Here is a 22,250-nt window from a genome sequence, read left to right on the forward strand (position 1 = left end):
GCATATGTTGTCAGGAGACGGGAAGCCGCGCGATTAAGCGGACTTCTTGTCGTCCTTGATTTCTTCATAGTCGGCGTCGACGACGTCGTCCTTGCCGCCTTCAGAAGCATCACCGGCCTCGGCCTGCTGCGCTTCGTAAATGGCCTGACCAAGCTTCATGGAAACTTCCATGAGGGTCTGGGTCTTCGCCTGAATGTCGTCTGCGTCCGGCTCAGCGGCTTCGACAGCGGTCTTCAGGGCGGCTATGGCGTCTTCGATTGCCTTGCGGTCGGTCTCGGAAACCTTGTCACCATATTCCTTCACCGACTTTTCGGTGGAGTGAATGAGGCTTTCGGCCTGGTTTTTGGCTTCCACACCTGCACGACGCTTCTTGTCGGCTTCCGCATTGGCTTCGGCGTCCTTGACCATCTTTTCGATGTCGGCGTCGGAAAGACCGCCGGAGGCCTGGATGCGGATCTGCTGTTCCTTGCCGGTGCCCTTGTCTTTCGCCGAAACCTGCACGATGCCGTTGGCGTCGATATCGAAGGTGACTTCGATCTGCGGAACGCCGCGCGGCGACGGTGGCAGGCCGACGAGGTCGAACTGGCCGAGCAGCTTGTTGTCCTGGGCCATTTCACGCTCGCCCTGCGAAACGCGGATGGTCACGGCCGACTGGTTGTCTTCGGCGGTCGAGAAGGTCTGGCTCTTCTTCGTCGGGATCGTCGTGTTGCGATCGATCAGACGGGTGAAGACGCCACCCAGCGTTTCGATGCCGAGCGACAGCGGCGTCACGTCGAGCAGCAGAACGTCCTTGACGTCGCCCTGCAGAACGCCGGCCTGGATGGCGGCGCCCATGGCAACCACTTCATCCGGGTTCACGCCTTTGTGCGGCTCCTTGCCGAACAGCTGCTTGACGACTTCCTGCACCTTCGGCATGCGGCTCATGCCACCGACGAGAACGACTTCATCGATCTCGGAAGCGGAAACGCCGGCATCCTTGAGCGCTGCCTTGCAAGGCGCAACGGTGCGCTGCACGAGGTCATCGACCAGGCTTTCGAACTTGGCGCGGGTCAGCTTCAGCGTCAGGTGCTTCGGACCGGAAGCATCAGCCGTGATGAACGGCAGGTTGATTTCGGTCTGCTGCGAGGACGACAGTTCGATCTTCGCCTTTTCGGCAGCTTCCTTGAGGCGCTGAAGGGCGAGCTTATCGTTCTTCAGGTCGATGCCCTGATCCTTCTTGAACTCGCCGGCCAGATATTCAACCAGACGCATGTCGAAGTCTTCACCACCAAGGAAGGTATCACCATTGGTGGACTTCACTTCGAAAACGCCGTCGCCGATTTCCAGAACGGAAATATCGAAGGTGCCGCCGCCAAGGTCGTAAACGGCGATCGTCTTGCCGTCCTTCTTGTCGAGGCCGTAGGCGAGCGCTGCCGCGGTCGGCTCGTTGATGATGCGCAGGACGTCCAGACCGGCGATACGGCCGGCATCTTTGGTAGCCTGGCGCTGGGCGTCGTTGAAGTAGGCCGGAACGGTAATGACGGCCTTCTCGACCTTTTCACCGAGATAGGATTCAGCCGTTTCCTTCATCTTCTGAAGGATCATCGCGGAAATCTGCGACGGGGAATAATTTTTGTCCTGAGCCTTCACCCATGCGTCGCCATTGTCGCCCTTGACGATTTCAAAGGGAACGAGGGCCTTGTCCTTTTCGACGGTCGGGTCTTCGTAACGGCGGCCGATAAGGCGTTTCACCGCAAACAGGGTATTGGTCGGGTTGGTGACCGCCTGGCGCTTGGCCGGCTGGCCGACAAGGCGTTCGCCATCGTCGGAAAATGCCACCATGGACGGCGTGGTGCGCGCGCCTTCCGCATTTTCAATTACTTTCGTGTCCTTGCCGTCCATCACTGCGACGCAGGAATTGGTCGTGCCAAGGTCGATACCGATTACTTTTGCCATGCTCTTCTCTCCTTGAAGCGAGCCGTCGGAACCCCGTGAGGCATTCCATTGACAACTCCTTGACTTGGATTTGCAGTATTCGCTGCAGTTATGCGGCGTATATAAGGAGCGATTTTTCCTGCTGCAAGGCGCAAGAGAGGGGGAAGCGCAGCAAAAAAGCGCAAGAAACCCCTGTCTGTGCAGAAGCATCGCCATCAACGCATGCGGAAGCGGAAAAACGCGACTTTGACGCTACGTCCTTGCAACACGGTCGGCAACACCAAGGTTCATATGTAAGTCGGTGAAGATGAGGTGAAATGGCGGACAGGGTGGGATTCGAACCCACGGTACGCTTTCACGCACACACGCGTTCCAGGCGTGCGCCTTAAACCACTCGGCCACCTGTCCTTTTTCAAGTCTGCATGTCATGAAGAATGCAAATCACTGGAACGGCGCGATATATACCGATGAATTCGCAGGGATCAACACGAATCTGACAGTTTTTTGAAATGTCGGCAATTTCCTGTGTTCCGACGCGATTGCAAACCGGTTTTCCCACCTTTATCGATGCATTATAGGTTTCAAAAAGTGGCTGTCCGACGGGCAGATCGTGAGCGAGGTATACCAATGAAAGCTTTTTTGCGGTTTTTGAGCTTTCTTTTCCTCGTTGCGGCGGTTTTTCTGGGCGTGCTCGATTCGATCCGCTCGGTTTCCACATCCTCGGTCGACATCACCGGTATCCTGTCCGTCTGGAACTATCTTCTTCCTGCCTCCCGCACCATGGTGGAAGCGGCCTTGGCTCACTATATTCACCCTGAAGCGTGGCGCTTCATTGAAAATGCCCTGACGGCGGTGCCCGCATTTGCCGTTTCCCTGGCGCTTTCCCTGCTCTGCTGGATGGCGGGGTACAGGAAACACAGGCCGATGAGGCGTTTGTCAGCCTGACTTGTGTCAGCCGAATTGCGCGCGCCCGCAGATGTGAACCATGAAAAGCGGCGGAGCTGGCCGCATGGAGGACCGAATGTTCCTGTTCGATACGCTTTCAAAAAAGACGACGATGCCGACGCAAGAAACCGCCTTGCCTGGCCGTGAAGCGGCGCTTGCGGTGCCGGAGGCCCATTTCGTCAATGGCCGGCCTTTGAAGGGGCCTTATCCCGACGGCCTTGAAACCATCTATCTCGGCATGGGCTGCTTCTGGGGCGCGGAACGGCTGTTCTGGAAAACGCCGGGTGTGTGGGTGACGGCGGTGGGGTATGCCGGCGGTTTCACCCGCAATCCCACCTATCAGGAGACGACGACAGGTCAGACGGGCCACGCGGAAGTGGTCAAGGTTGTCTACGATCCGGCCGTGATCTCGCTCTCGGGCCTCTTGAAGATATTTTTTGAGGAGCACGATCCGACGCAGGGCATGCGACAGGGCAACGATGTCGGCACGACCTATCGTTCCGCCATCTACGCGACGACGGAAGGCCAGTTGCAGCAGGCGCAGAAGGCCCGCGATGCTTTTCAACAGGCTTTGGAGGAGGCTGGCCATGGCAGTGCCATCACCACCGAGATCGGGCCGCTTGAAAAGTTTTATTACGCTGAAGACTATCATCAGCAATATCTTGCCAAGAACCCGGGTGGCTACTGCGGCCTCAGGGGAACGGGCGTAAGCTGCAATATCGACTAGATTTTTTGCAGGTCGCCCCGGTGGAAAGACCAAAAAAGCGCCAGAATAAAGTTTTTCCACCGGGTCAAAAAAACCGGATGAATTTTTCATTGAGCCATGCAAGGATATGAGCCAAGCACAGCCGGGAAACACGGCTGGCGGTTCCGCAGACATTCCCGGTCAACGGGTTTGCGGGAGGACCCTTAAAATATCAATTGCAACAACAGGGCTGCACAATGAAAAAATCCCTTCTGACGCTTTTTGCGCTTGCCGCAATGTCGGCTTCCGCGCTCGCCGCCGATATCAAGCCGGCACTGGTCTATGGCACGGGCGGCAAGTTCGACAAGTCGTTCAACGAAGCCGCTGCGGCCGGCGCTGAAAAGTTCAAGGCGGAAACGGGCATCGACTACCGCGACTTCGAACCGACCAGCGACACGCAGGGTGAACAGGCTATCCGCAACTTCGCGAGCAAGGGCTTCAACCCGGTTGTTGCTGTCTCCTTCGCCTGGACCTCGGCCATGGAAAAGGTCGCAGCCGAATTCCCCGATACCAAGTTCGTCATCGTCGATTCCGTCGTCGAGCTGCCGAATGTACGCTCCGTTGTCTACAAGGAGCACGAAGGCTCCTATCTCGTTGGTCTGCTGGCTGGCATGGCCTCCAAGACCGGTAAGGTCGGCTTCATCGGCGGCATGGATATTCCGCTGATCCGCAAGTTTGCCTGTGGTTATGCGCAGGGCGCCAAGGCCGCGAACGACAAGATCGAAGTCTTCCAGAACATGACCGGCACCACGGGTGCTGCCTGGAACGATCCGGTGCGCGGTGGTGAACTCACCAAGAACCAGATCGACCAGGGTGCTGACGTGATCTACGCGGCAGCTGGTGCGACCGGTATCGGCGTGTTGCAGACCGCCGCCGACAACAAGAAGTTCTCGATCGGCGTCGATTCCAACCAGAACCATCTGCATCCCGGTTCGGTTCTGACCTCGATGGTCAAGCGCGTCGATCTGGCTGTCTACAATGCCTACAAGGATGCCAAGGACGACAAGTTCACCCCCGGCATCGTTGCGCTGGGCGTCAAGGAAGACGGCGTCGCTTACGCTGTTGACGACAACAACAAGGCCCTGATCACACCGGAAATGACCGCCGCCGTGGACAAGGCAAAGGCCGACATCATTGCCGGCAACGTCAAGGTTCATGACTATATGGCGGACAATTCCTGCCCGAAATGATATGATATGTGACTGGGGCGCATGATGATTTTTCATCTTGCGCCCTTTTCATATCCAGCCTTCGGAGAGGTTTCGGTTTGAGTATGGACCCAGCAATCGAACTCGTGGGCATCGACAAGAAATTCGGTGCCGTTCACGCCAACAAGAATATCAATCTGACCGTTGCCAAGGGCACGATCCACGGCATCATCGGGGAAAACGGCGCCGGAAAATCGACCCTGATGTCGATCCTCTACGGTTTTTATCAGGCCGATGCCGGCGAAATCCGGGTGAATGGTGCGCCGGTCTCGATCCGCGACAGTCAGGCCGCGATCAGTTCGGGCATCGGTATGGTGCATCAGCACTTCATGCTGGTGGAAAATTTCACCGTGCTTGAAAACGTCATGCTGGGCGCGGAAGGCGGAGCATCGCTCGCCAAGGGTCGGGCAGCCGCGCGCAAGGAGCTGCAGCGCCTCGAGGACGATTACGGGCTGGAAGTCGATCCCGATGCGGTGATCGAGGAATTGCCCGTTGGCCTGCAGCAACGTGTCGAAATCCTCAAAGCCATGTATCGTGGCGCGGAAATCCTGATCCTCGATGAGCCGACCGGTGTTCTGACTCCGGCTGAAGCCGATCACCTTTTCAAGATCCTCGGCGTCCTGCGCGAGCAGGGCAAGACTGTCATCCTTATCACCCACAAGCTGCGCGAGATCATGGCGATAACGGATTCCGTCTCCGTCATGCGCCGCGGCGAAATGGTGGCGACCCGCAAGACCTCCGAAACCAGCGTCGAGGAACTGGCCGAACTGATGGTCGGCCGCCGGGTGCTGCTCAGGGTGGAAAAGGGTGAGACGACGCCGGGCGAGGTTTTGCTTTCCATCCGCAATCTCACTGTCAAGGACAGCCGCGGCGTCACCATGGTGGATGATGTCTCGCTCGATGTCCGTGCCGGTGAAATCGTCGGCATCGCCGGTGTGGCGGGTAATGGCCAGTCCGAACTTCTCGAGGCGATCGCGGGAATCCGCAAGCCCCATTCGGGTGAGATATGGGTGGCCGGACAGAAGGTCGACCGTCCCGATCCGGCCATTTTGCGCGAGCTCGGTCTCGCGCATATTCCGGAAGACCGACACCATATGGGGCTGGTGCTGAAATTCGAGGAATATGAAAACTCCATCCTCGGCTATCACCACGATGAGCGCTACGGCAAGGGACCGTTCCTCAACCCCGAAGCCATCCGCAAGGATGCGGTCGAAAAAATCGAGAAATACGATATCCGTCCGCCGAACCCGCAGCTGAAGACCGCCAATTTTTCCGGCGGCAACCAGCAGAAGATCGTCGTCGCCCGCGAAATCGAACGTGACCCCAAGATGCTGATCATCGGCCAGCCGACCCGCGGCGTGGATATCGGCGCCATCGAATTCATCCATCGCCGCATCATTGAAATGCGCGATGCCGGAAAGGCTATCCTGCTTGTTTCGGTCGAACTCGATGAAATCCGTTCCCTTTCGGACCGGATCATGGTCATGTTCGCCGGGCGTGTCGTTGGAGAAAAAACGGCGGAAGCCGAAGAACAGACGCTGGGCCTGATGATGGCCGGCATCGCCGCATGAGGCATGAATGAGCACCGCTTCCACCCCCCTGCCAAACTGGATCAGCTACGGCCTGCTGCCGCTGCTGAACGTCGTCACCGCCTTTCTGATTTCCGGCCTCGTCGTCTGGTCCATCGGTGAAAATCCGCTGGCGGCACTTCGCCTGCTCGTCGAAGGCGCCCTCGGTCGTGGCGACGCCATCGGCTTCACGCTGTTTTACACGACGAGCTTCATCTTCACCGGCCTCTCCGTTGCGGTCGCTTTCCATGCCGGCCTGTTCAATATCGGCTCCGAAGGTCAGGCCTATATTGGCGGGCTGGGTGCCGCACTGGTGGCGCTTGCGCTCGACCGTTATGTGCCCTGGTATGTGACGATGCCCTTCGCCGTCATCGGTGCTGCACTTTTCGGCGCGGCCTGGGCTTTCATTCCGGCATGGCTGCAGGCAAAACGCGGCAGCCACGTCGTCATCACCACCATCATGTTCAACTTCATCGCCGCGGCCTTGATGGTCTATCTGCTGGTGAATGTGCTGATCGTGCCAGGCAAGATGGCCCCGGAAACGCGCACCTTCTTGGCCGGTGGCCAATTGCCGAAGCTGGACTGGCTGATGGCGCTGTTCGGCCTCAAGCTCGGGCCGGCGCCGTTCAACGTCTCCTTCATCATCGCGCTGGTCATGTGTTTCCTCGTCTGGGTGCTGATCTGGCGCACCAAGCTCGGATACGAGATGCGCACGCTCGGCGTCAGCCCTTCAGCGGCCGTTTATGCCGGCATTCCCTATGCGCGCACCGTCATCATCGCCATGCTCATTTCTGGTGGTCTGGCGGGAATGATGGCGCTGAACCCTGTCATGGGCGCTTCCGCCCGCCTGCAGGTGGAATTCGTCGGTGGCGCAGGTTTCGTCGGCATCGCCGTGTCGCTGATGGGGCGAAGCCACCCGCTCGGCATCATCTTCGCGGCATTGCTGTTCGGCATTCTCTATCAGGGCGGCGCGGATCTTTCCTTCGAAATGCCTAACATTACCCGCGAAATGATCGTGGTCATTCAGGGTCTGGTGATCCTCTTCGCTGGCGCGCTGGAATATATGTACCGGCCGGCGATCGTCCACATCTACCAGCGCTTGGCAAAGGGGTGAGCTGATATGGATTTCTTCGATATGATGGTCAGCATCCTCGGCTCGACCGTCCGTCTCACCATCCCGCTGCTCTTCACCGCGCTTGCCGGGCTTTTTTCCGAACGCGCCGGCGTGTTCGATATCGGCCTTGAAGGCAAGATGCTGGCGGCGGCCTTCGCGTCCGCCTGTGTTGCCTATATCACCGCAAATCCCTGGGCCGGTCTGCTGGCCGGCATTGCCGTCTCCATCCTGTTCTCGCTGATCCATGGTTTCGCTGTCATCACCAATCGCGGCAACCAGATCGTATCGGGCGTGGCGTTGAACTTCATTGCTGCCGGTCTGACCGTGGTTCTGGGGCAGGCCTGGTTCGGGCAGGGCGGCCGCACGCCGCAATTGCCGGGTGAGGGCCGTTTTGCCCCGATCATCTTGCCCGGTGCGGATACGATGCGGGAGGTGCCTTTCATCGGCCCGCTCTACGCTAACGTAATCTCCGGCAATAACATCCTCACCTATCTCGCCTTTCTGGCGGTGCCGCTGTCCTGGTGGGTGCTTTATCGCACCCGTTTCGGCCTGCGTCTGCGCGCTGTCGGTGAAAATCCGGGTGCCGTCGATACGGCAGGCATTTCGGTGACGTGGATGCGCTACCGCGCCGTTATCGTTGCCGGTTTCCTTTGTGGTTTTTCGGGCGCCTATCTCGCCGTTGCGCAATCGGCGGCCTTCATTGCCAACATGTCGGCGGGCAAGGGCTATATCGCGCTGGCGGCGCTGATCTTTGCAAAATGGAAGCCGGTGCCGGTCATGTTCGCCTGCCTGCTGTTCGGTTTTCTGGATGCCTTTGCCAACTTCATGCAGGGCAAATCCGTGCCCGGCATCGGCGAGGTGCCGGTGCAGATATTCCAGGCCATGCCCTATATTCTGACCTGCATCCTGCTTGCCGGTTTCATCGGCGTCGCCAAGCCACCAAAGGCCGGTGGCGTTGCCTATGCGAAGGAGCGTTAAGCTTATGTCCTCCGATACCCAATCCCATGCCCTGTTCGAGGCAGCGGTGGAGGCAATGGCCTTTGCCCACGCGCCCTATTCGAAATTCCCGGTCGGTGCAGCGATCCGCGCCGAAGACGGCAAGATCTACAAGGGCGCCAATATCGAGAACCTCTCCTTCCCTCAAGGGTGGTGCGCGGAGCCTTCCGCCATCAGCGCCATGATCATGGGTGGGGCAAAGAAGATCAGCGAGATTGCCGTCATCGCCGAAAAGCTTGCTCTTTGCCCTCCCTGCGGCGGATGCCGGCAGAAGATCGCCGAATTCGCCACGCCGGAAACGCGAGTCTATCTGTGTGACGAAACCGGCGTCCAGAAGGTCATGACCATGGAAGAGCTTTTGCCCTTCAGCTTCAAGACAGAGCTGCCCTGATGCCGGATATGCTGATCGACATTCTGGTGGAGCGCCTGAACGGCCTGATGCCGCGCGTGGCCATCGTCCTCGGCTCGGGTTTGGGTTCTCTGGTGGAAGAGGTCAGCGATCCGATCCGCGTACCCTATGCCGAACTTCCGGGTTTTCCCGCAAGCGGCGTCTCTGGCCATGCGGGTGAGCTGGTGGCCGGTTATCTCGGTGGTGAACCTGTCATGATGCTCTCCGGCCGGGTGCATTATTACGAAAAGGGCGACCCCTCCGCCATGCGCGCGATCATCGGGGCTCTGGCCGGTCTCGGCGTGCAGTCGCTCATCCTCACCAATTCGGCGGGTTCGGTCAGGCAGGATATGCCGCCCGGCTCGGTCATGCAGATCACCGATCACATCAATTATTCCGGCATGAACCCGCTGATCGGCGAGGAAAGCGACCGCCGCTTCGTCGGCATGACGACGGCTTATGACCCTGACCTCATGCTTGCCATGCGCAATGCCGCGATCCGCGCGACGGTGCCCCTGTTTGGCGGCGTCTACATGTGGTTTTCCGGCCCGAGCTTCGAAACACCGGCGGAAATCCGCATGGCGCGGCTGCTGGGGGCGGATGCCGTCGGCATGTCCACCGTGCCGGAAGTCATCCTCGCCCGCTTTTTCGGGATGCGCGTTGCCGCCGCATCGGTTATTACCAACTACGGTGCCGGCATGACCGGCGCGGAACTGAGCCATGAAGAAACCAAGGATATGGCTCCCGTAGGTGGCAAGAGGCTTGCCGCCATTCTGAAGGAAATGATCGCAGGAGGAGCGTGACCATGGAACTCCAGCGTCCGCGCGAAGCGGCTGCCCTGACACTGTCCTTGCTGGACCTGACGAACCTCAAGGAAGATTGCACGCCTGAGCAGATTGCCGCTTTGTGCCAGAGAGCGCATACGGAATATGGCAATACGGCCGCGATCTGCATCTGGCCGCGCTTCGTGGCGCAGGCGCGTGCGGCGTTCGGAAAGGACCACGCGATCCGCATCGCCACGGTCGTCAATTTTCCTTCGGGCGATCTCGATGTCGCAACCGTAGTTGCGGAAACCGAAACGGCAATCCGCGACGGCGCCGACGAAATCGATCTCGTCATTCCCTATCGCAAATTCATGGCAGGCGATGAATCGGCAGTTTCCACCATGGTGGCCGCCGTGCGCAAGGCCTGCGCAGCGCCCGTGCTTCTCAAGGTCATTCTTGAAACCGGTGAGCTGAAAGACAAGGTCCTCATTCGTCGCGCCTCCGAACTCGCCATTGCCGAAGGGGCGGATTTCATCAAGACCTCGACCGGCAAGGTCGCCGTCAACGCAACGCTGGAAGCCGCCGACATCATGTTGCAGGCGATCCGCGACAGCAGGCAGAAGGTTGGCTTCAAGCCCGCCGGCGGCATCGGCACGGTGGAAGACGCCACGCTTTACCTGCGATTGGCGGAAACCATCATGGCGCCTAACTGGGCCATGCCGTCCACCTTCCGTTTCGGCGCTTCCGGCGTCCTCGACGACGTATTGAACGTGCTGGCTGGCGGTGAGCCGGCCAAGGCTGCCAGCGGGTATTGAGCTTGATCCCGCAGGAAATCATCCGCCGCAAACGCGATGGCCTGTCTCTGGAACCGCAGGAGATCGCCGCTTTCATAAGCGCGCTTTCGAAAGACGGCATATCGGAAGGCCAGGCGGCGGCCTTTGCCATGGCGGTGTTTTTCCGCGGCATGAACCGGGACGAGATGGTGGCGCTGACGCTCGCCATGCGCGACAGCGGCGATGTTCTGTCCTGGAGCGATATCGGCAGGCCGGTGGCGGACAAGCACTCGACCGGCGGTGTCGGCGACAATGTCTCCCTGATGCTTGCTCCCATCGTTGCCGCCTGCGGTCTCGCCGTGCCTATGATCTCCGGCAGGGGTCTCGGCCATACCGGCGGCACGCTGGACAAGCTGGAGGCGATCCCCGGTTATAACGTCATGCCGGACGAGGCGCTGTTTCGCCAGACGGTGAAAACGGTCGGCTGCGCCATCATCGGCCAGACGGGCGATCTGGCCCCCGCCGACAAGCGCCTCTATGCCATCCGCGACGTGACCGCGACGGTGGATTCCATACCGCTGATCACCGCCTCCATCCTGTCGAAGAAGCTTGCAGCCGGGCTGCAAACGCTGGTTCTGGATGTGAAGGTCGGCAACGGCGCTTTCATGCAGAGCGTGGAGGATGCCCGCAATCTCGCCCGCGCGCTGGTCGATGTGGCGAATGGTGCGGGCTTGCCGACGACGGCCCTGATAACCGACATGAACCAGCCGCTTGGCGATGCCGCAGGCAATGCGGTCGAAATCGTCAATTGCCTGGATTTTCTGGCTGGTCGCAAGGCGGGAACCCGTCTCGAAAAGGTCGTACTCGCTTTCGCTGCAGAAATGCTGGTGCAGGCCGGAAGCGCGACTACGCTGGATGAAGGCGAGGCGCTCGCTGTGGCCGCTCTTTCGTCCGGCCGGGCGATGGAGGTCTTTGCGCGGATGGTTTCAGCACTCGGCGGACCTTCGGATTTCGTTGAGCGCGCGTCTCATTACCTGCCGTCCGCTCCGGTCATTCTCCCTGTTCCGGCTCCGCACAGCGGCTGGCTCTCATCCTGCGCGACGCGCGATCTCGGTATGGTCGTCGTGGAGCTTGGAGGCGGCAGAAGAAAACCGTCGGATACCATCGACGCTGCGGTCGGTATTTCGGACATCCTGCCGCTCGGCACAAAACTAGAAAAGGGCGAACCTATCGCCCTCGTCCACGCGGCTTCGAAAGAAGAAGCGGAACGCGCCGCCGAAAGGATTGCGGCCTGTTACGGGATTGGGGACTCTGTGACAGAGACCGGCAACGTGGTTCTTGAGCGGATTATCTGACCAGCCGCATTTCGCCGTTCGACACCTTGAATGACGACAATTGCTTCAAAAAGCTCATGCCGATCAGCATGTTGCTCAGCGCATTGTCTTTGAGCACCATGGCATCGACATTCTGGACACGGATCGTGCCGATTTCCACGCGGTCGAGCTTCACATAGGCCGCCATGGTCTGGCCGTTGGCGGTTGAGATCGCATATTTAAAGTCGAGGCTGTTGACGCCGAAACCGAGCCGCCGGGCGATCGTCTCGTTGATGGCGACCGTGGAGGCGCCTGTGTCGACAAGCCCGTCGAAAGATTTGCCGTTGATACGGAAGGTGGCATTGAAATGACCGCGCGCATCCGCCTTCAGACTGACGCTGCCCAGCGACACCGGCTGCGGTTTGGCAAGTTCGGCGGTGGCATCGGATTTTGCCGCGCCGGTTTCCGGGCGTGGCTGAAATTTTTCCATCAGCGCCGGGATCTGCGTGGCGCTGACCGAAAGACCGACAAGCAGAAAAATCGCACGCGCCAGCAAGTGATTGCTCCTAATCGCAAGGTTTATCCACATGCAGCATAGGCGCAAAACATGCTGAAATCTTAAAAGAAAAAGCCATCCGCCGCGTTGCGTGCGGCGAATGGCTCAAGCGGTTAAGCAATGATGAACGGTATTACTTGGTGCCGTACATGCGGTCGCCGGCATCGCCGAGGCCAGGAACGATGTAACCCTTTTCGTTCAGCTGCTTGTCGATTGCGGCGGTGTAGATCGGCACATCGGGATGCGCTTCACGGAAATTCTTGATGCCCTCGGGGGCGGCCAGCAGACACAGGAAGCGAATGTTCTTCGCACCACGTTCCTTCAGCTTTTCCACGGCGGCAATCGAGGAGTTTCCGGTTGCCAGCATCGGATCGACAACGATGATAAGGCGCGCATCGAGACTTTCGGGGGCCTTGAAGTAATATTCGACGGCCTCCAGCGTATCGTGATCGCGATACACACCGATATGGGCAACACGCGCCGAAGGCACGAGTTCCAGCATGCCTTCCAGCAGGCCGTTGCCGGCGCGCAGGATGGAGGCGAAAACCAGCTTCTTGCCCTCCAGCACCGGAGCCTCGATGGTTTCGAGCGGCGTATCGATGGTTTCCATCGTCATTTCAAGGTCGCGCGTCACTTCATAGCAGAGCAGCGTCGAGATTTCCCTGAGCAGGCGGCGGAAGCCGGCCGTCGAGGTTTCTTTCTTGCGCATGATGGTAAGTTTGTGCCGCACCAGCGGATGTTCGATGACTGTGACGCCGTCCATGAAACTGGCCTTCCTTTTTTATCTTGTGTCCTTGTCATTCACCGAAAGTGCGCTTTTCGCAAGCCTTCTTCGCGGTTTTACCCCGCGAACCGCAGCGTCACGCAAAATCGAGTTTTGCGAGCAGCTGGTTGCGCGTTTCCTCGTCCACGAAGGCGCATTCCAGCGCGGTTCGGGTCATGCGGTTGATCTCGGCATCGCTGAAACCGAACTCGTCCGCGGCCAGCGCGTATTCCCGTGCAAGCGAGGTGAAGAAAAATGGCGGATCGTCGGAACTGATGCAGACGCGCACCCCCGCGTCGTGCAACGCCTTGAGTGGATGGCTGCCGAAATCGGGATAAACGTCGAGTGCGATGTTCGATCCGGGGCAGACCTCCAGAACCGTTCCCGTCTCGACCAGCCGGGCGATGAGGCCGGCATCTTCGATGGCGCGCACGCCATGGCCGATGCGGGCTGGTTTGACGAGATCGAGCGCATCGGCAACGCTTTCAGGGCCGCAAACCTCGCCCGCGTGAATGGTCAGCCCGAGACCCGCATCGCGGGCGATATCGAAGGCGCGCGCATAATCGGCGACCCGACCCATGCGCTCCTCGCCCGCCATGTTGAAGCCGGTCACCAGTGGATGCCGGGCGCGTGCTGCATATTCCGCCGCTGCGATCACCCGTTCAGGACCGAAGTGGCGCTCGCCGGTGACGATGATGCGGGTCTCGATGCCGGTCTTTTCTTTGGCGATCCTGATGCCCTCGGCAATGCCGGCGAGATAGGCGTCTGCACCGAGCCCGATGCGGTCACCATGGTCGGGCGAGACGATCAGTTCACTATAGATCGTGTTGGCCTCGGCAAGTTCAGTCAGATAGGTTTCCGTCAGAACCGCGTAGTCTTCGTCCGTCTTGAACACCTGCGCCACCGCATCGTAGCACTGGATAAATTCGGCGAAATCCGACCAGACATATTGGCCATCGCGCAAAAAGCCGCTGGTGTCTATGCCGTATTTCTCCGCCTGTCGTGCGACAAGCGCGGGCGATGCCGCCCCTTCAAGATGGCAGTGGATTTCCGCTTTCAGCAAATGGGATGTCAAATGAAGCTCCTGCCGTGTGAACCGGCCTCGATGCCAAGATGGTGGGCGATGCTTTCGCCGATATCGGCGTAGCTTGAACGGATGCCGACATCACGGGAACGGATACCCGGTCCGAATGCCATGATCGGCACCCTTTCCCGCGTATGGTCGGTGCCCCGCCATGTGGGGTCGCAGCCGTGATCAGCGGTGAGAAGGGCGATATCGCCAGGCGCCATCTTGCGATGGATTTCGGGGATGCGCGCATCGAAGGCCTCAAGCGCCGCCGCATAACCTGCAACGTCGCGACGATGGCCGTAAAGCATGTCGAAATCGACGAAATTGGTGAAGACGAGATCGCCGTTTTCAGCTTCGTCGATGGCCTGCAACGTTGCGTCCATCAGGGCGCTGTTGCCATTTGCCTTGATGACGCGCGAGATACCCTGATGGGCATAGATATCGCCGATCTTGCCGATCGCGTGCACCTTGCGGCCGGCCTCCACAAGCCTGTCGAGCAGGGTCGGTTCCGGTGGCAGAACGGAAAAATCGCGGCGGTTGCCGGTGCGTTCGAAGGTTGCGACCGTTTCGCCGATGAAGGGGCGGGCGATGACGCGGCCGATATTCAGCGGATCTAGCAGCTTGCGCACCGTCTCGCAGAGCGCGATGAGCCGCTGCAACCCGAAATGTGTTTCATGCGCGGCTATCTGGAATACGGAATCGGAAGAGGTGTAGCAGATCGGCTTGCCGCTCCTGATATGCTCCTCGCCGAGCTTCGCGATGATCTCTGTGCCGGAAGCATGACAATTGCCGAGAATGCCGGGAATATCGGCTTGCCCGCAAATGGCCTCCACCAGATCGGGAGAAAAGGCGTCGCCCTCCGTCGGGAAATATCCCCAATCGAACGTTACCGGCGTGCCGGCGATCTCCCAATGGCCGGAAGGCGTATCCTTGCCTTTGGAGATTTCACTGGCGGAACCGTGAAGACCGAAAATACGCTCAGGCGGTTCCATGCCCGCGGGAATGTCGCCGCTTGCCTGTTTCGCGATCTCCAGCAGGCCGAGCGAACACATGTTCGGCAGTTTCAGCGGACCGGAGCGAAGCCCGGCTTTGTCGGCAGCGCCTGCGGCACAGAATTCCGCGATATGGCCAAGCGTGTTCGCGCCAAGATCGCCATAGTGTTCCGCATCGGGTGCACCGCCGACACCGAAGGAATCCAGAACGAGAAGAAATGCTCTTGCCATAACTCACCGAAACAAAATGCGCCGACGGGCAATGTCAGGCCGAACTGTCGTTATAGATCAGCAAAACGTGAAGAAGGAAGTGCTTTTATGAACCATCCGGTAAAACCGGCCGTTCAATCCTCGCCCCGTTTCGGTTTGGGAGCGTTGAGATTGCGCAGGACATACCAGCCCGCGGCCACCACCATGGCCGCCAGAATATACCACGTAACGGCATAGGAGAGGTGGTTGTTGGGGAAGGTGAGCATGGTCTTGCCGCCGACCGGCAGGCCGTCCGGATTGGGTGTTGCGTCGGCGTCGACATAGAACGGCGCGACATCGGAAAGGCCGGATGCCTGCGAGATCTGAGGAATATTGCGGGAATACCAGCGGCCATTTGCCGGATTGTTGGTGCGCAGGAAAAGCCCGCCGGTTTCGGGCGCGCGCATCAGCCCGGTGATCTCGACGTTGCCGGCTGGTTCGCCTTCCCGGCGGGAGGACGGGTCACGCCTGTCGGACGGCACGAAGCCTCGATTGACGATGATGCTGGAGCCATCGTCGCGCTTGAGCGGCGTCATCACCCAATAGCCGGGACCGAGGTCTGTGACCGTATAGACCTGAACCTCCCTGTCATTGAGGAAGGTGCCGGACAGTTTCACACGGCGATATTCGTATCCCGCGGGGTCGTTGAGTGCTGGCCATTCGCCGGCGGCAGGGGCATCGACGGGGTCGGCATCGGCGCGGGCTTCGACGCGCTCGATAAGATCGAGCTTCCAGGAAAGGCGTTTGATCTGCCATGTGCCGAGCACCAGCAGCAGACCCGTCAGGACAACGGTCAGAAACAGAACGATGATCGCGGCGGGGCGGATACGCCGGTTGTGGGGTGTGGTGTCACTCATGTCACGGTCCTTGCGAAGCGCGGCTGGCGGGAAAGGCCATCTGCTTTGGCGTCCACCGGGGGCTTCCTCCAGCAAATAACCCCATAAATCGCACCGGGATTCATGGGGTTATGTGTTGGCGCGGAACGCGGCCCGCCGGAAAACCGGCAGGCCGCTGATATCTGCTGCTCAGGGCAGGTTCTTCACATCCTCGATGTGCAGCGGCATCATGTTCTTGTTCATGTTGTACATGACCCAGAGCGAGCCGGAGAGCGTGATCAGCAGCACCACGACGGTGAAGATCAGCGCCATGAAGGTCCAGCCGCCTTCGGACTTGGTGTCCATGTGCAGGAAGTAGATCATATGCACGAAGATCTGGATGACGCCGAGACCCATGATCGCGATGACCAGCAGCGTCTTGTTTTCAAGAACGTCGCCCATGACCAGCCAGAACGGGATCGCCGTGAGGATGACCGACAGGACGAAGCCGATCATATAGCTTTTGAACGTGCCGTGGCTGGCGCCATCATGGTGATGATGGTCGTCGCCATGCGCGTCGTGGTGTGCGTGTGCTTCGGAACTCATCAAAGAACTCCCATGAGATAAACGAAGGAGAAGACGCCGATCCAGATGACGTCAAGGAAGTGCCAGAACATCGACAGGCACATCAGGCGGCGTTTGTTTGCCGCGATCAGGCCATGCTTGGTAACCTGAACCATCAACGTGACGAGCCAGATGATGCCGAAGGTGACGTGCAGTCCGTGCGTACCGACCAGCGCGAAGAAGGCTGACAGGAACGCCGAGCGCTGCGGGCCGGCGCCTTCCGCGATCAGGTGGTGGAATTCGTAGAGTTCCACGGCAAGGAAGGCGAGGCCGAAGAGACCGGTGACGCCGAGCCAGACCAGCGTGGCCTTCACCTTCTGCTTTTCCATTTCCAGCATGGCGAAGCCATAGGTGATGGAGGAGAAAAGCAGGAAGCCGGTATTGATCGCCACCAGCTTCAGATCGAAAAGGTCGGCGCCCGAAGGACCGGCCGCATAGTTGCGGCCGACAACGGCATAGGTGGCAAACAGCGTTGCGAAGATGAGGCAGTCGCTCATCAGATAGAGCCAGAAGCCCAGCGAGGTGCCGTTCTCCGGGTGGTGGTCTTCCTTCAGGTAGAAGACCGGTTCAGCGCCGTCGACGCTTTGTGCAGGTGTATGAGCCATATTCGTTACGCCTGTTCAGCAAGCAGCTTCGTACGTTCCGCCTCGACCGTCGAAACGTCGGAGGCAGGAATGTAGTAATCGCGATTGTAGTTGAAGGTATGGGCGATGGAGACCGCGATGATGGCGAGCATGGACAGAGCCGCAAGCCACCAGATGTGCCACACCAACGCAAAGCCGAGAACCACGCTGATGGCGCTGATAATAATGCCTGCGCCGGTGTTCTTCGGCATATGGATCGGGATGAAGCCTTCCTTGGGACGGTTGTAACCGCGCTTCTTCATGTCCGCCCAGGCGTCGACGTCATGCACAACCGGCGTGAAGGCGAAGTTGTAGGCCGGCGGCGGCGACGAGGTCGACCATTCCAGCGTACGGCCGTTGTAGGGGTCGCCGGTCACGTCGCGCAGCTTTTCGCGATTGAGGAAGCTGACGATGAGCTGGATGACGAAGGAGGCGATGCCGAGCGCGATCAGGAAGGCGCCGAAGGCGGCGATGAGGAACCAGATCTGCAGGGAATTATCCTCGAACTGGCTGATACGGCGGGTAATGCCCATCAGGCCGAGAATATAGAGCGGCATGAAGGCGAAATAGAAGCCGATGAACCAGAACCAGAAGGACAGCTTGCCCCAGAACGGATCGAGCCGATAACCGAAGGCCTTCGGGAACCAGTAGACGATGCCCGCAAGCACACCGAACACCACGCCACCGATGATGGTGTTGTGGAAGTGGGCGATGAGGAACAGCGAGTTGTGGAGCACGAAGTCCGCAGGCGGAACGGCGAGAAGAACGCCGGTCATGCCGCCGATGACGAAGGTGATCATGAAGCCGATCGTCCACAGCATCGGAACATCGAACTTGATGCGGCCCTTATACATGGTGAAGAGCCAGTTGAAGATCTTCGCACCCGTCGGGATCGAGATGATCATCGTGGTGATGCCGAAGAAAGCGTTGACGCTTGCGCCGGAACCCATGGTGAAGAAGTGGTGCAGCCACACGATATAAGCGAGGATGGTGATGACGCCCGTGGCGTAAACCATCGAGGCATAACCAAAGAGACGCTTGTTGGAGAAGGTCGAAACGATTTCCGAGAAGACGCCGAAAGCCGGCAGCACCAGGATGTAAACTTCGGGATGGCCCCAGATCCAGATGAGGTTAACATACATCATCGGATTGCCGCCGAGATCGTTGGTGAAGAAATTGGTGCCAACGTAACGGTCAAGGGTCAGAAGGGCGAGCGTGCCGGTCAGGATCGGGAACGAAGCCACGATCAGGATGTTCGAACACAGAGACGTCCAGACGAAGATCGGCAGGCGCATCATGGTCATGCCAGGGGCGCGCATCTTGATGATCGTCACGATCAGGTTGATGCCCGATAGCGTCGTTCCCACACCGGCGATCTGCAGACCCCAGATGTAATAGTCCACACCCACACCCGGACTGCCGTCGATACCGGAAAGCGGCGGATAGGCGAGCCAGCCGGTCTGCGCATATTCACCGATGAACAACGAGATCATGGTGATGACCGCGCCGGCCGTGGTCATCCAGAAGGAGAAATTGTTGAGGAAGGGGAACGAAACGTCGCGGGCGCCGATCTGCAGCGGCACGACGAAGTTCATGAGACCCGTGATCATCGGCATGGCCATGAAGAAGATCATGATGACGCCATGGGCCGTGAAAATCTGGTCGTAATGGTGCGGCGGAAGGTAACCTTCCGATCCGCCCGACGCGATCGCCTGCTGAACGCGCATCATGATCGCGTCGGCGAAACCGCGCAACAGCATGACCAGCGCCAGAATGATGTACATGATACCGATCTTCTTGTGATCGATGCTCGTGAACCATTCGTTCCAGAGATAGCCCCACAGGCGGAAATAGGTAAGGGCGCCGACGACGGCGATGCCGCCCAGAGCCACGGCCGCGAAGGTCGCGACAAGAATGGGCTCGTGAAGCGGGATGGACTCCCATGTCAGCTTCCCGAACAGGAACGACGTTTGATCGGAATTGACGATCATTTTAGCCTCTTGCGATTCGAAAACGTAAATTCGGCGCGGACAGGCCGCGCCGCAGAATGCCGGGACGTATCGTCAGCCAGCGACTTGTTTCTTTTCCGGCAGCGCCGCAGGCTCGAAAGTCTGACCTTCGATCGCAGCCGGAGTGGATTGGGGGCCGCTGGCGACGCCGTAAGGCGCAAGCGGTGTGCAGACGACGGAGTTCAGCGCCTTGGCGATGTCGATGCCTTCCTTGCCGCCGCCGCCATTGGCGTCGATATGCATCATGTCGCGCATGCAGAGCTTGTTTGGCTCAACGCAGCGGTTGAGAATGGCGCTGTAGAGCTCCGGATCGACCGAAGCGAAATATTGCACCGGCTCACGCTCGGAAGGCTTGGCGAATTCCAGATATTCCTGCCGGCCAAAGCCCTTGCCGCCTTCCTTCGCCCTGGCAACCCACTGGTCGAAGCCCTGCTGGCTCAGACCATGGAACTTGAATCGCATGTGGGAGAAGCCCGGGCCGGAGAAGTTGGCCGAGAAGCCGTCATAGACGCCTTCCTTGTTGATGACCGCGTGCAGCTTGGTCTGCATGCCGCCCATGGCATAGATCTGGCCCGCAAGCGCTGGAACGAAGAAGGAGTTCATCGCGGTCGTGCCGGTGATCTTGAAATTGATCGGAACATCAACCGGAGCGGCGAATTCATTGACGCTGCCAATGCCGAGTTCGGGATAGAAGAACAGCCACTTCCAGTCCATGGCCACCACTTCGACCGTGATTGGCTTGGTCTCGGCGGTCACCTGGCGGTTCTCATCGATACGCTCCAGCGGGCGATAGGGGTCGAGACGGTGGGTGGAAATCCAGGTCACGGTGCCGAGCATCAGGATGATGGCGACCGGAGCCGACCAGATAACCATTTCAAGGCGAGTGGAGTGGTGCCACTCGGGATCATAATCCTCGGCTTTCCCCGATTCGCGATACTTCCATGCGAAGAACAGTGTCAGGGCAATGACCGGGACGATGATGAGCAGCATCAGAACCGTGGACGTGATGATAAGGTCGCGCTGCTGGATGGCGACGTCGCCCGAAGGGTTCATCACCACGAGGTTACAGCCGCTGAGCAGCAGCAGAGCCGGGATTGCCAGAAGGGCGGATAGGATTTTTTTGATCGTGCGCACGTTCTTTGAACTCGTACAGTTTGGATTATGCCGCGAATAATTGCCGAACATCATTTTTCAAATGAGGTATATTGTCGCGGTGCAGCGAAACCTTCGCGATGCACCATGTCTCGGGCAGAGCTGCGTTTGAAGACGGAGCGCGTGCATTATCGCATGGTCGACCGACTGGGCAACCCTTTATTGCCAAACTTCAATTGACGTTACGTAGGGTGCGTGTGACAATCCGTCGCATCGTAACGCAACGGAAGAGGAGCCGGGGCGTTACAGGAAATGGTTCGTCCATGACGCAGGAGGGATATTATGAGTTATACGAATGCTGCTCCATCCTTTGGGCAGGCGCCGGAAGCGAACGGACATGGGGCCGGGCCCGTCAAGGTCGATCCGGATCGCATCACGATTGCAGTCATTCTCGCGAGAATGACGGAATTTTTCGACTTTTTCATCTATGCCATCGCCTCCGCGCTCGTTTTCCCGCATGTCTTCTTTTCTTTCGTCGATCCGCTGACGGCCACGCTTTATTCCTTTGCGGTTTTCTCATTGGCCTTTATCGCAAGGCCGATCGGCTCGCTGATCTTCCTCCAGATCGACCGAAAATTCGGCCGCGCCGTGAAGCTGATGGCCGCCCTCTTCACGCTCTGTGGTTCCACCATGGCGATCAGCTTTCTTCCGTCCTATGCGGAAGCAGGCGTGCTTGCCCCCTGTCTTCTGGCGGTATTCCGCATCGGCCAGGGTCTTGGCCTTGGCGGCGCTTGGGACGGTCTAGTCTCGCTGCTCGCCATGAATGCGCCGCCGAAGCAGCGCGGCTGGTACGCCATGATGCCGCAGATCGGTGCGGCCATGGGCTTTGGCCTCGCCAGCGCCTTCTTCATCGTCTTCGTCACGCAGCTTTCCAATGCGGAATTCCTTGCCTGGGGCTGGCGTTTCCCCTTCTTCGTGGCGCTGGCGCTCAATGTTCTCGCACTGTTTGCCCGTCTTCGCATGATCGTGACGCCGGAATTCCAGGCCATGCTGGAGCAGCATGAGCTGGAACCACGCCCGATGTTCAAGATGCTGCGTTCGCAGTTTCCGGTGGTCGCCACCGGTGCCTTCGTGCCGCTGGCGAGCTTTGCGCTCTTCCATCTCGTCACGGTCTTTCCGCTGAGCTGGGTTTCGCTCAACACCAGCCAGCGTGTCTCGGACTTCCTGTTCGTGCAATTCGTCAGCGCCATCATCGCTGGCGGCATGATCGTGGTTTCAGGCATACTGGCCGACAGGATCGGCCGGCGGAAGCTTCTGGCTGTCGCGGCGGTGCTGATCGGCCTCTTCAGCCTCGTGGCCCCCGTTCTCCTGAGTTCGGGCGATATCGGTCGCTATCTGTTCGTGCTGATCGGCTTCTCGCTGCTTGGCCTGTCCTTCGGTCAGGCGGGCGGCGCACTCGCCTCCCGCTTCAGTCGGGAATACCGTTATACCGGCGCATCGCTCACCTCGGATATTTCCTGGCTGATCGGGGCCGGTTTCGCACCGCTGGTCGCACTCGGATTTTCGTCCAAATTCGGCCTTTTCGCGGTTGGCATCTATCTGATGTCGGGCGCTCTTTGTACCCTGATTGCCCTCTGGTTCAGCCGTACGCTGGACATGCCGTCTGAGTGATCTCGGCAATTTAAAAATTCCTGCAGCCATCGACCCGCGGAATCCTGTCGGATTTCGCG

General features: G+C 59.1%; 21 protein-coding genes and 1 tRNA gene. 11 read left to right on the forward strand and 11 right to left on the reverse strand.

Translation table 11 applies throughout. The features are described 5' to 3' along the window. Window positions 1–33: 33 nt before the first annotated feature. Together dnaK and QRN60_RS00295 are read right to left on the reverse strand one after the other, a co-directional pair. Window positions 34–1,935 carry a molecular chaperone DnaK gene (gene dnaK / locus QRN60_RS00290; RefSeq protein ID WP_003507226.1) on the reverse strand — a complete coding sequence of 634 codons (1,902 nt, stop codon included), beginning with the start codon at window positions 1,933–1,935 and terminating at the stop codon, window positions 34–36. 297 nt (window positions 1,936–2,232) lie between these two features. Then, window positions 2,233–2,322 (reverse strand) — tRNA-Ser (locus QRN60_RS00295). A gap of 219 nt (window positions 2,323–2,541) precedes the next feature. Here QRN60_RS00295 and QRN60_RS00300 point away from each other — a divergent pair. The 10 genes from QRN60_RS00300 (at window position 2,542) to deoA (ending at window position 11,770) form a co-directional block, all read left to right on the forward strand. Next, window positions 2,542–2,859 carry a hypothetical protein gene (locus QRN60_RS00300; protein WP_060722723.1) on the forward strand — a complete coding sequence of 106 codons (318 nt, stop codon included), beginning with the start codon at window positions 2,542–2,544 and terminating at the stop codon, window positions 2,857–2,859. 76 nt (window positions 2,860–2,935) lie between these two features. Then, window positions 2,936–3,586: a peptide-methionine (S)-S-oxide reductase MsrA gene (gene msrA, locus QRN60_RS00305; protein WP_003507231.1), complete on the forward strand. Its 651-nt coding sequence runs from the start codon at window positions 2,936–2,938 to the stop codon at window positions 3,584–3,586. Window positions 3,587–3,801: 215 nt separating this feature from the next. Next, on the forward strand, window positions 3,802–4,794 hold the full coding sequence (locus QRN60_RS00310) for a BMP family lipoprotein (protein WP_003507232.1): 993 nt from the start codon (window positions 3,802–3,804) through the stop codon (window positions 4,792–4,794). A gap of 83 nt (window positions 4,795–4,877) precedes the next feature. Next, entirely contained in the window at window positions 4,878–6,383 is a 1,506-nt protein-coding gene (locus QRN60_RS00315; RefSeq protein ID WP_060722725.1) for an ABC transporter ATP-binding protein, read from the forward strand. Window positions 6,384–6,390: 7 nt separating this feature from the next. Next, complete coding sequence (locus QRN60_RS00320) at window positions 6,391–7,494, forward strand: ABC transporter permease (RefSeq protein WP_003507236.1); 1,104 nt, start codon at window positions 6,391–6,393, stop codon at window positions 7,492–7,494. 6 nt (window positions 7,495–7,500) lie between these two features. Next, window positions 7,501–8,472: an ABC transporter permease gene (locus QRN60_RS00325; protein WP_003507239.1), complete on the forward strand. Its 972-nt coding sequence runs from the start codon at window positions 7,501–7,503 to the stop codon at window positions 8,470–8,472. A 4-nt stretch (window positions 8,473–8,476) separates the two neighbouring features. Next, window positions 8,477–8,881: a cytidine deaminase gene (locus QRN60_RS00330; RefSeq protein ID WP_020011248.1), complete on the forward strand. Its 405-nt coding sequence runs from the start codon at window positions 8,477–8,479 to the stop codon at window positions 8,879–8,881. Further along, window positions 8,881–9,681, forward strand: coding sequence for a purine-nucleoside phosphorylase (locus QRN60_RS00335; RefSeq protein WP_003507243.1), 801 nt, complete (start codon window positions 8,881–8,883; stop codon window positions 9,679–9,681). Before QRN60_RS00330 ends, QRN60_RS00335 begins: the two co-directional genes overlap by 1 nt. A 2-nt stretch (window positions 9,682–9,683) precedes the next feature. Next, window positions 9,684–10,457 (forward strand): deoxyribose-phosphate aldolase, encoded by a 774-nt coding sequence (deoC, locus tag QRN60_RS00340; RefSeq protein WP_020011246.1) that lies wholly within the window; start codon window positions 9,684–9,686, stop codon window positions 10,455–10,457. Further along, window positions 10,454–11,770, forward strand: a complete 1,317-nt coding sequence (deoA, locus tag QRN60_RS00345; protein WP_111791714.1) for a thymidine phosphorylase — start codon at window positions 10,454–10,456, stop codon at window positions 11,768–11,770. Before deoC ends, deoA begins: the two co-directional genes overlap by 4 nt. Here the strand turns inward: deoA and QRN60_RS00350 are convergent. From QRN60_RS00350 to cyoA, 9 genes are all read right to left on the reverse strand, one after another. Further along, window positions 11,763–12,284 (reverse strand): TIGR02281 family clan AA aspartic protease, encoded by a 522-nt coding sequence (locus QRN60_RS00350; protein WP_060722729.1) that lies wholly within the window; start codon window positions 12,282–12,284, stop codon window positions 11,763–11,765. The genes deoA and QRN60_RS00350 overlap by 8 nt on opposite strands. Window positions 12,285–12,417: 133 nt before the next feature. Beyond that, window positions 12,418–13,047 (reverse strand): uracil phosphoribosyltransferase, encoded by a 630-nt coding sequence (gene upp / locus QRN60_RS00355; protein WP_003493096.1) that lies wholly within the window; start codon window positions 13,045–13,047, stop codon window positions 12,418–12,420. Window positions 13,048–13,144: 97 nt separating this feature from the next. Beyond that, entirely contained in the window at window positions 13,145–14,122 is a 978-nt protein-coding gene (locus QRN60_RS00360) for an adenosine deaminase (RefSeq protein WP_060722730.1), read from the reverse strand. Beyond that, window positions 14,119–15,339 carry a phosphopentomutase gene (locus QRN60_RS00365; protein ID WP_099085759.1) on the reverse strand — a complete coding sequence of 407 codons (1,221 nt, stop codon included), beginning with the start codon at window positions 15,337–15,339 and terminating at the stop codon, window positions 14,119–14,121. Before QRN60_RS00365 ends, QRN60_RS00360 begins: the two co-directional genes overlap by 4 nt. A 113-nt stretch (window positions 15,340–15,452) precedes the next feature. After that, window positions 15,453–16,214, reverse strand: a complete 762-nt coding sequence (locus QRN60_RS00370) for an SURF1 family protein (RefSeq protein WP_165000552.1) — start codon at window positions 16,212–16,214, stop codon at window positions 15,453–15,455. Between the two features lie 168 nt (window positions 16,215–16,382). Further along, window positions 16,383–16,778: a cytochrome o ubiquinol oxidase subunit IV gene (gene cyoD / locus QRN60_RS00375; RefSeq protein ID WP_003514416.1), complete on the reverse strand. Its 396-nt coding sequence runs from the start codon at window positions 16,776–16,778 to the stop codon at window positions 16,383–16,385. Continuing rightward, window positions 16,778–17,401, reverse strand: coding sequence for a cytochrome o ubiquinol oxidase subunit III (gene cyoC / locus QRN60_RS00380; RefSeq protein ID WP_060727117.1), 624 nt, complete (start codon window positions 17,399–17,401; stop codon window positions 16,778–16,780). The genes cyoD and cyoC overlap by 1 nt, the downstream gene beginning before the upstream one ends. 5 nt (window positions 17,402–17,406) lie before the next feature. Continuing rightward, entirely contained in the window at window positions 17,407–19,410 is a 2,004-nt protein-coding gene (gene cyoB / locus QRN60_RS00385) for a cytochrome o ubiquinol oxidase subunit I (protein ID WP_060722734.1), read from the reverse strand. Window positions 19,411–19,482: 72 nt separating this feature from the next. Further along, window positions 19,483–20,613, reverse strand: a complete 1,131-nt coding sequence (cyoA, locus tag QRN60_RS00390; RefSeq protein WP_060727116.1) for a ubiquinol oxidase subunit II — start codon at window positions 20,611–20,613, stop codon at window positions 19,483–19,485. 249 nt (window positions 20,614–20,862) lie between these two features. Here cyoA and QRN60_RS00395 point away from each other — a divergent pair, with 249 nt between their 5' ends. Then, window positions 20,863–22,191, forward strand: coding sequence for an MFS transporter (locus QRN60_RS00395; RefSeq protein WP_003507259.1), 1,329 nt, complete (start codon window positions 20,863–20,865; stop codon window positions 22,189–22,191). Window positions 22,192–22,250: the final 59 nt, after the last annotated feature.

Source organism: Agrobacterium sp. CFBP2214, from assembly GCF_030209895.1.
In the GTDB taxonomy this organism is placed as follows: Bacteria; Pseudomonadota; Alphaproteobacteria; order Rhizobiales; family Rhizobiaceae; genus Agrobacterium; species Agrobacterium radiobacter.

What these genes read in the sequence shown, in the direction of transcription:
- dnaK (WP_003507226.1), bottom strand. Translation starts at nt 1,935, where the DNA reads ATGGCAAAAGTAATCGGTATCGACCTTGGCACGACCAATTCCTGCGTC.
- QRN60_RS00300 (WP_060722723.1), top strand. Translation starts at nt 2,542, where the DNA reads ATGAAAGCTTTTTTGCGGTTTTTGAGCTTTCTTTTCCTCGTTGCGGCG.
- msrA (WP_003507231.1), top strand. Translation starts at nt 2,936, where the DNA reads ATGTTCCTGTTCGATACGCTTTCAAAAAAGACGACGATGCCGACGCAA.
- QRN60_RS00310 (WP_003507232.1), top strand. Translation starts at nt 3,802, where the DNA reads ATGAAAAAATCCCTTCTGACGCTTTTTGCGCTTGCCGCAATGTCGGCT.
- QRN60_RS00315 (WP_060722725.1), top strand. Translation starts at nt 4,878, where the DNA reads ATGGACCCAGCAATCGAACTCGTGGGCATCGACAAGAAATTCGGTGCC.
- QRN60_RS00320 (WP_003507236.1), top strand. Translation starts at nt 6,391, where the DNA reads ATGAGCACCGCTTCCACCCCCCTGCCAAACTGGATCAGCTACGGCCTG.
- QRN60_RS00325 (WP_003507239.1), top strand. Translation starts at nt 7,501, where the DNA reads ATGGATTTCTTCGATATGATGGTCAGCATCCTCGGCTCGACCGTCCGT.
- QRN60_RS00330 (WP_020011248.1), top strand. Translation starts at nt 8,477, where the DNA reads ATGTCCTCCGATACCCAATCCCATGCCCTGTTCGAGGCAGCGGTGGAG.
- QRN60_RS00335 (WP_003507243.1), top strand. Translation starts at nt 8,881, where the DNA reads ATGCCGGATATGCTGATCGACATTCTGGTGGAGCGCCTGAACGGCCTG.
- deoC (WP_020011246.1), top strand. Translation starts at nt 9,684, where the DNA reads ATGGAACTCCAGCGTCCGCGCGAAGCGGCTGCCCTGACACTGTCCTTG.
- upp (WP_003493096.1), bottom strand. Translation starts at nt 13,047, where the DNA reads ATGGACGGCGTCACAGTCATCGAACATCCGCTGGTGCGGCACAAACTT.
- QRN60_RS00365 (WP_099085759.1), bottom strand. Translation starts at nt 15,339, where the DNA reads ATGGCAAGAGCATTTCTTCTCGTTCTGGATTCCTTCGGTGTCGGCGGT.
- QRN60_RS00370 (WP_165000552.1), bottom strand. Translation starts at nt 16,214, where the DNA reads ATGAGTGACACCACACCCCACAACCGGCGTATCCGCCCCGCCGCGATC.
- cyoD (WP_003514416.1), bottom strand. Translation starts at nt 16,778, where the DNA reads ATGAGTTCCGAAGCACACGCACACCACGACGCGCATGGCGACGACCAT.
- cyoC (WP_060727117.1), bottom strand. Translation starts at nt 17,401, where the DNA reads ATGGCTCATACACCTGCACAAAGCGTCGACGGCGCTGAACCGGTCTTC.
- cyoB (WP_060722734.1), bottom strand. Translation starts at nt 19,410, where the DNA reads ATGATCGTCAATTCCGATCAAACGTCGTTCCTGTTCGGGAAGCTGACA.
- cyoA (WP_060727116.1), bottom strand. Translation starts at nt 20,613, where the DNA reads ATGTTCGGCAATTATTCGCGGCATAATCCAAACTGTACGAGTTCAAAG.
- QRN60_RS00395 (WP_003507259.1), top strand. Translation starts at nt 20,863, where the DNA reads ATGAGTTATACGAATGCTGCTCCATCCTTTGGGCAGGCGCCGGAAGCG.